General features: G+C 72.8%; 11 protein-coding genes. 7 read left to right on the top strand and 4 right to left on the bottom strand.

Annotated features, from left to right (window positions below; translation table 11 throughout):
- Nucleotides 1-217 precede the first annotated feature (217 nt).
- The 3 genes from glgX (at nucleotide 218) to G011_RS0109905 (ending at nucleotide 4,438) form a co-directional block, all read left to right on the top strand.
- The gene (gene glgX / locus G011_RS0109915) at nucleotides 218-2,380 is read left to right on the top strand and encodes a glycogen debranching protein GlgX (RefSeq protein WP_019608327.1); all 2,163 of its coding nucleotides are present in this window, start codon (nucleotides 218-220) and stop codon (nucleotides 2,378-2,380) included.
- Between the two features lie 288 nt (nucleotides 2,381-2,668).
- The gene (locus G011_RS0109910; protein WP_026338185.1) at nucleotides 2,669-3,478 is read left to right on the top strand and encodes a dihydrofolate reductase family protein; all 810 of its coding nucleotides are present in this window, start codon (nucleotides 2,669-2,671) and stop codon (nucleotides 3,476-3,478) included.
- A gap of 174 nt (nucleotides 3,479-3,652) precedes the next feature.
- Nucleotides 3,653-4,438 (top strand): GntR family transcriptional regulator, encoded by a 786-nt coding sequence (locus tag G011_RS0109905; protein ID WP_019608325.1) that lies wholly within the window; start codon nucleotides 3,653-3,655, stop codon nucleotides 4,436-4,438.
- A gap of 139 nt (nucleotides 4,439-4,577) precedes the next feature.
- Here G011_RS0109905 and G011_RS0109900 read toward each other — a convergent pair whose 3' ends face one another.
- On the bottom strand, nucleotides 4,578-5,009 hold the full coding sequence (locus tag G011_RS0109900; RefSeq protein WP_369757354.1) for a hypothetical protein: 432 nt from the start codon (nucleotides 5,007-5,009) through the stop codon (nucleotides 4,578-4,580).
- A gap of 205 nt (nucleotides 5,010-5,214) precedes the next feature.
- Between G011_RS0109900 and msrB the strand changes: the two genes are divergently transcribed.
- From msrB to G011_RS0109885, 3 genes are all read left to right on the top strand, one after another.
- Nucleotides 5,215-5,658, top strand: coding sequence for a peptide-methionine (R)-S-oxide reductase MsrB (msrB, locus tag G011_RS0109895; protein ID WP_013153843.1), 444 nt, complete (start codon nucleotides 5,215-5,217; stop codon nucleotides 5,656-5,658).
- Nucleotides 5,659-5,919: 261 nt separating this feature from the next.
- Entirely contained in the window at nucleotides 5,920-6,588 is a 669-nt protein-coding gene (locus tag G011_RS0109890) for a phosphatidylserine decarboxylase (RefSeq protein ID WP_019608323.1), read from the top strand.
- On the top strand, nucleotides 6,575-7,378 hold the full coding sequence (locus tag G011_RS0109885; protein WP_026338182.1) for a phosphatidylcholine/phosphatidylserine synthase: 804 nt from the start codon (nucleotides 6,575-6,577) through the stop codon (nucleotides 7,376-7,378). Before G011_RS0109890 ends, G011_RS0109885 begins: the two co-directional genes overlap by 14 nt.
- Nucleotides 7,379-7,448: 70 nt before the next feature.
- Here G011_RS0109885 and hemQ read toward each other — a convergent pair whose 3' ends face one another.
- On the bottom strand, nucleotides 7,449-8,159 hold the full coding sequence (hemQ, locus tag G011_RS0109880; RefSeq protein WP_019608321.1) for a hydrogen peroxide-dependent heme synthase: 711 nt from the start codon (nucleotides 8,157-8,159) through the stop codon (nucleotides 7,449-7,451).
- Nucleotides 8,156-9,622, bottom strand: coding sequence for a protoporphyrinogen oxidase (hemG, locus tag G011_RS0109875; RefSeq protein ID WP_026338181.1), 1,467 nt, complete (start codon nucleotides 9,620-9,622; stop codon nucleotides 8,156-8,158). Before hemG ends, hemQ begins: the two co-directional genes overlap by 4 nt.
- A 198-nt stretch (nucleotides 9,623-9,820) precedes the next feature.
- Here hemG and G011_RS0109870 point away from each other — a divergent pair, with 198 nt between their 5' ends.
- Nucleotides 9,821-10,915 carry a DUF4349 domain-containing protein gene (locus G011_RS0109870; protein WP_051104343.1) on the top strand — a complete coding sequence of 365 codons (1,095 nt, stop codon included), beginning with the start codon at nucleotides 9,821-9,823 and terminating at the stop codon, nucleotides 10,913-10,915.
- A gap of 85 nt (nucleotides 10,916-11,000) precedes the next feature.
- On the opposite strand, the gene hemE is transcribed toward G011_RS0109870, so the two are convergent.
- Nucleotides 11,001-12,026: a uroporphyrinogen decarboxylase gene (gene hemE, locus G011_RS0109865; protein WP_071623235.1), complete on the bottom strand. Its 1,026-nt coding sequence runs from the start codon at nucleotides 12,024-12,026 to the stop codon at nucleotides 11,001-11,003.
- Nucleotides 12,027-12,271 lie beyond the last annotated feature (245 nt).

The raw sequence follows: 12,271 nt of genomic DNA, 5'->3' as shown, positions 1-12,271 counted from the left end.
TCCCACAAAAACCCGCAAGAGGGACGGCCGATGAATGATCATCGGCCAGGTCGGCATACTTCGGCGTCCGGAGCGGAACAAAGAAGTCGTCACAGACCACGACCGCCTGCTTTCGGACGGGGAGCGGGCCCGCGCAGACCCTCCAGGAACGGCCGGAGGCGCGCGGGCCCGAACAGCCCCTTCCGAAGGCCCCGAATCCAAGAGACTGACGACGCCTATGGTGGAAGTCTGGCCAGGTAGTTCCTATCCGCTCGGTGCGACCTACGACGGGTCCGGCACCAATTTCTCCCTCTTCTCCGAGGCCGCCGAACAGGTGGACCTGTGCCTGTTCGACGACGACGGTGAGGAGACGCGTATACCACTGACCGAGTACGACGGTTTCGTCTGGCACGGTTACCTTCCCGGCGTCGGACCGGGACAGCAGTACGGGTACCGCGTCCACGGGCCCTACGCCCCGGAGCAGGGGCTGCGGTGCAATCCGAACAAACTGCTCACCGACCCCTACGCGAAGGCGCTGAACGGCAACCTCACCTGGCACGAATCCCTGTTCAGCTACCACTTCGCCTCACCGGAGCGCAGGAACACCAAGGACAGCGCGCCCTACGTGCCCAAGTGCGTGGTGGTCAGCCCGTTCTTCGACTGGGGAAACGAGTCCAGGCCCCGTACGCCCTACCACCGCACGGTGATCTACGAGGCGCACGTACGCGGGCTCACCATGCGCCACCCGGGCATCCCCGAACACCAGCGGGGCACCTACTCGGGACTGGCCCACCCGGTGATGATCGACTACCTCACCTCGCTGGGGGTGACCGCGGTCGAGCTCATGCCCGTGCACCACTTCGTGCCCGAGCACGCCATGGTGGCCCGGGGGCTGACCAACTACTGGGGGTACAACACCCTGGCCTTCCTCGCCCCGCACAGCGGGTACGCGGCGCGCGGCTCGCGCGGGCAGCAGGTCCAGGAGTTCAAGGCGATGGTCAAGTCGCTGCACGAGGCGGGCATCGAGGTGCTGCTCGACGTGGTGTACAACCACACCGCCGAGGGCGACCACATGGGGCCCACGCTGTCGCTGCGCGGCATCGACAACCTCAGCTACTACCGGGTCAGCGACGAGGACCAGCGCTACTACCTCGACTACACCGGCTGCGGCAACAGCCTGAACGTGCGCCATCCGCACTCGTTGCAGCTGATCATGGACTCGCTGCGGTACTGGGTCCTGGAGATGCACGTGGACGGGTTCCGCTTCGACCTCGCCTCGGCCCTGGCCCGCGAGTTCCACGACGTGGACCGGCTGAGCACGTTCTTCGACATCGTGCAGCAGGACCCGGTGATCTCGCAGGTCAAGCTGATCGCCGAGCCCTGGGACGTGGGCCCGGGCGGCTACCAGGTGGGCAACTTCCCGCCGCTGTGGACCGAGTGGAACGGCAAGTACCGCGACACCGTGCGCGACTACTGGCGGGGCGAGCCCGTGGTGGGCGAGCTGGCCTCGCGCCTGGCCGGGTCCAGCGACCTGTACCAGGACGACGGCCGCCGACCGGTGGCCTCCATCAACTTCATCACCTGCCACGACGGCTTCACCATGGCCGACCTGGTGTCCTACGACCGCAAGCACAACGAGGCCAACGGCGAGGACAACCGGGACGGCACCGACGACAACCGGTCCTGGAACCACGGTGTGGAGGGGCCCACCGAGGACCCCGCGATCATCACGCTGCGCCGCCGCCAGGTGCGCAACTTCCTCACCACCCTGTACCTGTCGCAGGGGGTGGTGATGCTCTCCCACGGTGACGAGGTGGGACGCACCCAGAACGGCAACAACAACGCCTACTGCCAGGACAACGAGATCGCCTGGATCGACTGGAAGGGCGCCGGGCTCGGCGAGGACGAGGAGCCCGACAACGACCTGCTGGACTACGTGCGCGGGCTGGCGCGGCTGCGCCGCGACCACCCGGTGTTCCGGCGCCGCCGGTTCTTCCGGGGCAGCCCGGTGGGCGGTGCCAAGGCCGGGAAGAGGGGGCTGCCCGACATCGTGTGGCTGCGCCCGAACGGAAAGAAGATGACCGGCGACGACTGGAACTCCACCGGCCAGGCCCTGGGCGTGTTCCTCAACGGGGACGCCATCACCGAACCCGACCCGCGCGGTCGGCGGATCCGGGACAGTTCGTTCCTGCTGCTGCTCAACAGCGGCCCGGAGACGGTGGACTTCACCGTTCCGGGCACCGAGTACGGCATGGCCTGGGAGACCGTGCTGGACACCGCCGAGCCGGACGTGGAGGGACGGCCGTTCGTGGCGGCCTCCGGTCCGGTGCGGGTGATCGACCGGGCGCTGCTGCTGCTGCGCCGGGTGTCGCACAAGCACACGCCGTCCCCGCGGTCCTGAGGGACCGGGCACACGGGCCCCGGAAGCTCCCTGGCGGGGGCTGTCGGGGCCCGTCGGCGTGGACGGCCGGTGGAATGCGAAGACGCACGAGGACACCAACGGGGGCAACGGAGAAGCCGGTTCGGCCGGGGCCCGTCGCCGCGCACGCGGCGTCCCGGTTGTCCACAGGACAAGATCCGCTCTGGTGGTGGCACGGCGCGTTGGAGATGCTGGGTGAAAAAGGCTGGGCAGGGGGGCTCGCGCCCCCCTCCTCGGGGTGCCCCGGGCCACCGCCTACTCTGGGTGACCATGTCGAGTACACACACCGGCGCGGAAACCCCCGCAGCCCCCATCGCGTTCCGGCAGCTGCTGCCCGTCCCCGGCGGCGCGGACGCGGACCCGGCCGCCGCTTACGCCTACCCCGCCGACCTGGACCGCCCCTGGGTGCGCGCCAACATGGTGGCCAGCGCCGACGGCGGCGCCGTGGGCCCCTCGGGGCGCAGCAGGGACCTGTCCTCGGCGCCCGACCGCAGGATCATGGGCGCGCTGCGCGCCCTGTGCGACGTGGTGCTGGTGGGCGCGGCCACGGCGCGCGTGGAGGGGTACGGGCCGGTCCGCGTGCGCAGGGCGTGGGAGGGGCTGCGCGAGGGACGGGCGCGGACACCGGCCGTGGCGGTGGTCTCCCGCTCCCTCGACCTGCCCGCCGACCTGCTCACCCAAGCGCCGTCGCACGCGCGCACGCTGGTGTTCACCACGAGCGGCGCCCCCGTGGACAGGCGCCGCGAGGTGGCCGCACGCGCCGACCTCGTGGTGGTCGAGGGGGACTCGGTGGCGCCCGCGCACATCGTGGACGCCCTGGCCGAGCGCGGACTGTACCGCGTACTGACCGAGGGCGGCCCGCGCCTGCTGGCGGAGTTCGTGGCGGCGGAGCTGCTGGACGAGCTGTGCCTGACCCTGAGCCCGCACCTGCTGGGGTCGGGGCCGCCGCGCATCGTGGCGGGGGGACCGGACGCTCCCGGAGCGCCGGAGCGCACCACCGGAGCGCGGAGCACGCCCGTGCGGATGGCGCACCTGCTGGAGGCGGAGGGGAGCCTGTTCGCGCGTTACGTCAGGGAATAGGGCGTCTGCGGAGGACACACCGGTGACCGCTCGGTTTCGGCCGCCTCACAACCACGCATGAACCATCCCGCAACCGGACATACCCGAGGTGTGCCCTCCACTGGAAACACCGCTGCTGGACCCAGGACACACCGCATTGACGGGGCTTACCGGCTTGGCCCCCCGGCCGAGAGGATGAACGTGGTGCCGACGTCCGAAAACGGATCCCCTCCGGTCTATCGCGGAATAGCCGAGGAACTACGCGAACAGATCCGCTCCGGACGGTACGCCGACGGCGACCGCCTGCCCGGGGAGAACACCCTCATGGAACGCCACGGCGTCGCACGGGCCACCGCGAGGCAGGCGCTCTCCGTACTGATCAACGAGGGCCTGGCCGTGGCCGTGCGCGGCTCGGGCATCTACGTCCGCCTGTTCCGGCCCCTGCGAAGACACGGCGCCCGGCGGCTGTCCCAGGATCTGTGGGGCAGCGGGCGCGCGATCTGGCAGGTCGACAGCGAGGACCGCGGGTACGAGGTGGACAGCCTGCGCGTGGACGAGCCGGCGCCCGCCGCGCACGTGGCGCGCGCGCTGAGCCTGGCCGAGGGGGCCGGGGTGGTGCGGCGCTCGCGCCGCTACCTCGTGGACGGGCGTCCGGTGCAACAGGCCGTCTCGCACCTGCCCCTGGCCGTGCTGGGGGACGGCGGGGAGCCGTCGGCCCTGCGCGTGCGGGACCACGACAGCGGGCCGGGGGGCATCTACGCGCGCCTGGCCGAACTGGGGCACGCCCCGGCGCACTTCACCGAGGAGATCCGGGTGCGCATGCCCACCCCCGAGGAGAGCGAGGTGCTGGAACTCGCCCCCGGAACCCCGGTGCTGGAGGTGGCGCGCACCGCGCTGACCGCCGACCACCGGCCGGTGGAGTTCAACGAGATCACCATGGACGGCTCGGCCTACGTGCTGCGGTACGACTTCGACGCCTGAGCCGGGTCCCGGTCCCCGCTCGCGCGTCCCGCCCGTCCCCGGGGCAGCGCCGCACGCCCCCGAGCCCCCGAAGGCCCCGAACCCCGAGAAGGGGGGAGGGACGCCGCCCCGGCGCCCCTCCCCCCTTCTCGGACCGACTTCAGCGACCGCCTCGCTTGGAGGCGAACACCAGGTACGTCAACGGCAGGAGGACGAGTCCCACCGCCAGCGCACCGGCGGCGGCGAAGGGCAGGGAGTCCGACGCGGTCATGGCCCACCGCGCCATGCCGAACCCCAGGAGGAGCGCGACCGCCAGCGCGCACACGGCGACGGCCGCGGCGGCGAGCAGCAGCGTGCGTTCGCTCCAGGGTTCGGGCCGGGCGCGAGCGGCCCGCACGACCGTGGAGCGGACGCTGAGCTCGGCGGCCCAGCGCAGCTCACGACCGGTGGTGGCCGCTCCGTCGGCGACGGTCCTCAGGAGGGACCGCGCGCCCGTGGTGTTCTGGTCGAGCCACCACAGTCCGTACCGGATCCTGCCCACGCGCAGCGGTCGCCTGTTCACTCCGAGTGCCTGATGCGTTGTAACGGTCATGTCACCTGCCTCAAGTGCACTGTTCGACCACTGACCCTGGCTACAGCCGTACCCTCGCCTTCGGCTACCGAACGTCGCATAGGCCGAAGTTAGGAGGGTCTGGCCGTTTGGGACGGTTTTCCTGTCCCGAATGTCATATGTGAGTGTTTGCGGCACGAACGGTGCTGAGGCGGCATCCGGAGCCGATTCGGGGTAGCGTCGTCCCATGGCTGACTCAGCGGACCAGGCCCAGGACAACGGCAGCGGGCCCAAGGACATCCCCCGGACCGACCAGGAATGGCGCGAACGGCTCAACTCCCAGGAGTACGCGGTACTGCGCGAGGCCGCCACCGAGCGCCCGTGGACCGGGGAGTACGTGGACACCACGACCGCGGGGGTCTACCGCTGCCGCGGCTGCGGCGCCGAACTGTTCCGTTCCGGTGAGAAGTTCGAGTCCCACTGCGGATGGCCCAGCTTCTACGACCCGGCCGACTCCGACGCGGTGGTCCTGCACGAGGACCGCTCCCTGGGCATGGTGCGCACCGAGGTGCGGTGCGCCACATGCGACTCACACCTGGGCCACGTCTTCCACGGCGAGGGGTACGCCACCCCCACCGACGACCGGTACTGCATCAACTCCGTCGCCCTCACCCTGGAGCCGACCGAGTAGGTTGCCGTACGATCCTGGTGCCGGACGGCGGGACCGGGACCGCCCGGGGACGGCGGCGCGCACCCGCGACCCGTTCTCGGCGGAATCAGGAATAATCGCATTCAGCGCACCAACGGCCGGTCCCCCACCGGCCCGCGGGGCGCGGCGCGCGGGGCCGGTCGCATCCGGCCCCTCCGCCAGCCGGCCCGGGAGCCCCGGGCCGACCCCCGCAGCGGCAACCTGTGTGCGGGCGAACCGACAGACCCGCGACGAAAGCGCTCGATGACCGACGACTCACCACTCTCATCCGCCTCCCACCGCCCCGTGGCGCGTCCGCGCCTGGGCATGGCACAGGGTTCGGCCCCGTGGCTGCTGCCCGCGCTGGGAGCCGCCGGAGCCGCCGTCCTGGCCGCCCGGGGCTCGCGGGCCCGCACGGCGCTCGCCGTCCCGGTGGTCGGGCTCGCGGCGGGGATGACCTGGTTCTTCCGGGACCCCGAGCGCGGCCCGGCGACCGGACGGGTGCTGTCCGCGGCGGACGGCGTCGTGCAGAGCCTCGACCCCCAGCCCGACGGGCGGACCAGGGTCGCGGTGTTCATGAACCCCCTCAACGTGCACGTCAACCGTGCCCCCCTCGCCGGCGTGGTGACAGGCGTCGAGCACCGACCCGGCGGCTTCCGCCCCGCATTCGACAAGGACAGCGAGCGTAATGAGCGCGTCATCTGGACCCTTGAAACCGAGATCGGTGCGATCACGGTCGTTCAAATCGCCGGCGCGATGGTCAGGCGTATCGTCCCGTATCTCGCTGCGGGGCAGAAGGTCGAGCAAGGGGAGAGGATCGGTCTCATCCGGTTCGGGTCCAGGGTCGACGTCTACCTTCCGTCCGGGATCGCCCCGGCGGTGGAGGTCGGCCAGAAGGTCCGGGCCGGAGAAACCCGCCTTGACGCCGACTGAGAACGCCGTGGCGGCCGACGGGGCCGCCTCCACCGTTCCGCAGGAGGCTTCCAGGCTGCGTCTGGGCGTGGCCGACTACCTGACGCTCGGCAACGCCCTGTGCGGCTTCCTGGCGGTGTGGGCGCTGGTGGTGGCCCAGTCCGCGCAGGAGGCGGCCGGGATCGCCGGACCGCTGCCGCGCACGGCCATGGCCACGGTCGTGGGCCTGATGCTGGTCGCGGCCGCCCTGGACGTGCTCGACGGACGGGTCGCCCGCAAGCTGGGCGGCAGCGGCATGGGCGCGGAGCTGGACAACCTGGCCGACGTGATCAGCTTCGGGTTCGCGCCCGCGTTCTTCTTCGTCGTGTGGGGCATGCGGACCGAGGGCCCGGACCTGCTGCCGGTCGCGGCGGGCGGGGCCGTGCTGCTCGCGGTCATCGTGCGCCTGGCCCGGTTCTCCTGCCAGGCCCCGGGGGCCAGCTACTTCACCGGGTTGCCGTGCCCGTTCGGCGCCATGGCCGTGGTGACGGTGGTCCTGCTGGACCCGCCGCTGGTGGCGGGGGTGACGGCGGTGCTGCTCATCTCCTGGCTGATGGTGAGCCGGATGGAGTACCCCAAGCCGCGCGGGCGCAAGGCCCACGCGGTGCTGGGCATCCTGGCCGTCGGGGTCGCCCTCATGGCCGTGTGGGGCATGGGCCTGCCCGCGGGCCAGACGCTCATCTACCTGATGAGCGCCGCCGTGCTGGGCTTCATCGTCACCATCCCGTTCTACGTCCTGGCCGTGCGGCGGGCCGCCGCGGCGCAGGACTGACGTACACGCGCGGGGGCGCCCCGGGGAAGGAGTTCCTTCCCGGGGGCGCCCCCGTTCGCGTTGCGGCCGTCTACGGCAGGGACTCGACCAGCTCGGCGACGCTCTTGCGGCGGCCGGTGTAGAACGGCACCTCCTCGCGGGTGTGCAGGCGGGCCTTGGCGCCGCGCAGGTGGCGCATCAGGTCCACGATGCGGTGCAGGTCGTCGGCCTCGAAGGCGAGCAGCCACTCGTAGTCGTTGAGCCCGAACGAGGACACCGTGTTGGCGCGCACGTCCGGGTAGGGGGCGGCCATGCGGCCGTGCTCGGCGAGCAGCGCGCGGCGCTCGTCGTCGGGCAGCAGGTACCACTCGTAGGAGCGCACGAACGGGTACACGCACAGGTGCTCGCGCGGCTCCTCCCCGGCCAGGAACGCGGGCACGTGGCCGCGGTTGAACTCGGCGGGGCGGTGCAGGCCCACGACCGACCACACCGGGGTGCTCACCCGGCCGATCCGCGTGCGGCGGAAGGCCGTGTAGACGTCCTGGACCTGCTCGGGGGAGTCGGCCACCCACCAGAACATGATGTCGGCGTCGGCGCGGAAGCCCTGGACGTCGTAGCTGCCGCGGGTGGTCACACCCTGCTCGGCGGCCTTGTCCAGGAGCGTGGCCAGTTCGTCGGCCGCGGCGGCGCGGTCGACCCCGTCCAGGGCCCCGACCTTGAAGACCGACCACATGGTGTAGCGGATGAGGGAGTTGAGGTCGCTGCCGTCCTGCTCGACGGCTTCGTTGTGCTGGCCCGTCACGGGTTGACTCCTTGCTGGTTCGTTCCGGCGGCCTCGTCGCCGCCGGTGGGGCTGTTCGTCGTGAGGGCGCCCGCCAGGAGGTCGGCCTGCTGGAGGGCGTCGGCGATGCAGGCGGGGACGCCCACGCCGCCGTAGACCGCGCCGCACACCCCCAGGCCGGGGCTGCGGGCGACGTCGGCGCGCACGCGCTCGACGAGGGAGGCGTGGCCGACGGCGTACTGGGGCAGACCGTCGGTCCACCGGGTGACCCGGGTCTGCACCGGCGCCCCGGCCATGCCGGTGACCGTGGCCAGGTCGCGCACGGCGGCCGCGGCCAGCTCCTCGTCGGAGCGCTCCAGGACCCGCTCCTCGCCGAAGCGCCCGATGGAGCAGCGCAGCACGACCAGATCGTCGCCGGGGTTGGCCGCGGCCAGCTCCTCGGCGATCCAGGGCCACTTGTTGCTGGAGAAGGTGGCGGCCTTGACGGTCAGCCCCTCCCCCGCCGGGACGAGGAAGCCCGTGCCGGTGAGCGGCTCGGGGAAGGCGGACGCGGGCAGGGCCAGGGTCACCAGGGCCATGCTGGCGTACTCGACGCCGCCGAGGTCGCGGGAGGCGCCGGGGGCGTGCCCGGCGAGCAGGCGGGCCGCCTCGGGGGCGGGGCAGGCGAGCAGGACGCCGTCGCAGGCGATGCGTTCATTGCTGTCCAGGCGCACCCGCCAGCCCTCGGGCAGGCGCTCCAGGGCGCGCACCCGCGAGCCCACGCGCAGGCTGTCGGCGTGGCGTTCGGCGAGCGCGCCGACGAGCCCGGCCACGCCTCCGCGCAGGGAGGCGAACACCGGCCCGGGCTTGGTGGGCGCCGCTCCCCTGCCGCGCAGGCTGGTGCGCACGGCGTGCATCAGGGAGCGGTTCCGGCGGGCCATGGGCGCGATCTGCGGCAGCGTGGAGTCCAGGGAGAGCCGGTCGGCGCGGCCCGCGTACACGCCGCCCAGGAGGGGCTCGACGAGGCGGTCGACGACCTCGGGGCCCATGCGGGCCCCGACGTAGTCGGCGACGGACACGTCGCCGCGCACCGGCGTGCGCGGGAGCACGAGGTCGAGTCCGGCCCGCAGGGTTCCGGCCCCGGAGAGCACCCCGCTGCGGGCGAGCGCGCGCAGGTCGCCGGGCACGCCCATGAGCTGGCCCTTGGGCAGGGGGCGCACCCGTCCGCGGCTGTAGACGGCGGCGGCGCCGGGTCCGGGGTGCACCACCCGGTCGTCCAGGCCCAGCTCGGAGAACAGGTCCAGCGCCTCGGGGCGGCGGGCGAGCACCGCCTCGGCGCCCGCGTCCACGGACACCCCCGCCACCGGTGAGGCGCGCAGCTTGCCCCCGGGGGCGTCGGAGGCCTCCACCACGGTGACGGCGGCGCCCAGACCACGGAGGCGGTGCGCGGCGGTGAGTCCGGAGACCCCGCCCCCGACCACGACGACGTGCGGTGCTTCAGGCATACCCCCAGCTTCCCAGATGACCTGGGTCACCGTGATCCGCCTTCCCCCGCGACACCCCGTGATTCGCGTCGCGCCCCGCGTCGGGTCCGCGCGCGGTGCCCCGGGCGGACCGGGGCGGCCCCGCCGCCGCACGCCGCCGTTGCCCGGTCGTTACCACGGCGCCGCAACGGGACCGCGGCGGAGCACGTCGAAGCGGGCATGGTTACCTCAGCCCTCCCCCCGGCCCGGCGTGTCGCCGGGACCGTGCTCTCCGTGGGCCTGGCGGCCCTTCTGGCCACGTCCTGCGCCTCCCCCATGTCCGACGGCGGCGCCGGGGCCGTCAACGAGTCCGCGGCCGTGGCCCCCGAGTCCGCTGACCGGGCGCTGCCCGAGGAGCAGGCGGGCCCGGAGTCCGCCGAGGAGGGCGGCGGTTCGGCCGTCGGCTCCGAGGTGGAGATCGGCGACCGGGAGCTGGTCCACACCGCCGATCTGTCGGTACGGGTCGAGGACGTGTCCGAGGCGGTCGGGCTCGCCAAGGAGCTGACCCTCGACGCGGGCGGCTACGTCGCCTCGGAGCGGGTGTCGACCCCCCAGGGCGGTTCCCCCGAGGGGTCGCTGACGCTGCGCGTCCCGGGCGACGGCTACGAGGGCGCCCTGGAGGAGTTGTCGCGGTTGGGCGACCGCTCCAACCTGGAGCGGTCGGTGCAGGACGTCACCGAGGAGGTGGCCGACGTCGAGAGCCGCATCGAGTCCTCCGAGACCGCCCTGGAGACGCTGCGCGGCTACCTGGAGGAGGCCGAGGACGTCGACGAGCTGCTGCGGGTGGAGGGCGAGATCCAGAACCGCCAGGCGGAGCTGGAGGCCTTCCAGGCGCGGTTGGAGACGCTGCGCAACCAGACGGCGTACTCGACGGTGAACCTGACCCTGCTGCCCCCGGAGACCTACCTGGAGGAGCCCTCGGAGGACTCCATCGGCTTCCTCGGCGGACTGGAGCGCGGCTGGCGCGCTCTGGTGACCTTCGGCCAGGGCGTGGCCGTGGTCGTGGGCTGGCTGCTGCCGTTCCTGGTGGTGGCCGCCGTGCTGGGCGCGGGACCGCTGTGGTGGTACCGCTCGCGTCGGCGCGCGTCCGCGAAGGGCGCCTCCTCCGCGGGCGGTAGTGGGACCGGCTCCGCGAAGGGCGCCGCCCCGGTGGGCGCCGCGTCCGACCGTCCGGCCCCGGGCCGCCCCTCGGGCGGCGCTGGGTCCACCGCGAGGGACGAAGGCCCCGGCACGTCCTCCGGGCCCGGCGGAAGGCCGCCCGGGGACGGGGGGTGAACCCGCCCCGCCGCGCAGCGCCCCAGCGGGCGATGGCGGGCGGCGGGCGGGCCGAGGCGAAGCGGAAGGTCCCAGAGGACACCGCCTAGACGGCGGTCTCCTCGTGCACGAACGCGGTGAGCCGCTGGAGCATGTCCGGGTCGGTGCTGGGCAGCACGCCGTGGCCCAGGTTGAAGACGTGGCCGTCGGCGGCGCGGCCCCGGGCCAGGATGTCGCGGGTGCGCTCGGCGACGACCTCCCAGGGCGCGAACAGGGTGGCCGGGTCGAGGTTGCCCTGGAGGGCGGTGCCGGGCTGGACGCGCTGGACCGCCTTGTCCAGCGGCACGCGCCAGTCCACGCCCACGACGTCGGCCCCGGCCTCGCTGAGCAGGCTGAGCAGTTCTCCGGTGCCCACACCGAAGTGGATGCGCGGCACCTCGTGCTGGGCGAGCTGGCCGAAGATCCACGAGGTGTAGGGCAGCACCGAGGCGCGGTAGTCCTCGGCGCTCAGGGCGCCCACCCAGGAGTCGAAGAGCTGGACGGCGCTGGCGCCCGCCTCGATCTGGGTGCGCAGGAAGCCCAGGGAGATGGTGGCCAGGCGGCGCATCAGCTCGTCCCACAGCTCGGGCTCGCCGTACATGAGCGCCTTGGTGTGCTCGTGGTTCTTGGAGGGGCCGCCCTCGATGAGGTACGAGGCCAGGGTGAACGGGGCGCCCGCGAAGCCGATGAGGGGCTTGTCGCCCAGCTCGCCGACCAGCTGGCCCACGGCCTCGGTGATGTAGGGCACGTCGCCGGGCTCGATCTCGCGCAGCCGCTTGACGCCGGTCGCGTCGCGGATCGGGTCGGCGACCACCGGGCCGACGCCGGGCTTGATGTCGAGGTCGATGCCGATGGCCTTGAGCGGCACGACGATGTCGCTGAAGAAGATCGCGGCGTCGACGTCGTAGCGGCGCACCGGCTGCATCGTGATCTCGGTGATCATGTCGGGGCGCGCGCAGGCCTCAAGCATCGGCACGTCGGCGCGGACCCGTCGGTACTCGGGCAGGGAGCGCCCTGCCTGGCGCATGAACCACACCGGGGTGTGGGACACGGGAAGGCGTCGGCAGGCGCGGAGGAAAGGAGAATCTTGCAGGGTCACCCCTCGATCGTGCCATGCCCCGCCCGGTGCTCCCACTCGGATCGCCGAACCCGGACGCGCCCGTGCGCGCACCCGCGGCGGGGCCGGGGAAGGCGCGAACCGGCACCGTCGGCGACCGGCCGGTCCCAAGATCATCACAAAACGCCGACACGCCGGGCGAACTCCGACTCGCGGCCCGTGACTCATGCCACGGTCTTTGACGTGCCCGCCTTTTCCGCCCCCGGCGGAGGGACGGAGCA

It is taken from the genome of Nocardiopsis sp. CNS-639 (assembly GCF_000381685.1).
In the GTDB taxonomy this organism is placed as follows: domain Bacteria; phylum Actinomycetota; class Actinomycetes; order Streptosporangiales; family Streptosporangiaceae; genus Nocardiopsis; species Nocardiopsis dassonvillei.
This window is presented reverse-complemented; position numbering and strand designations above follow the sequence as displayed.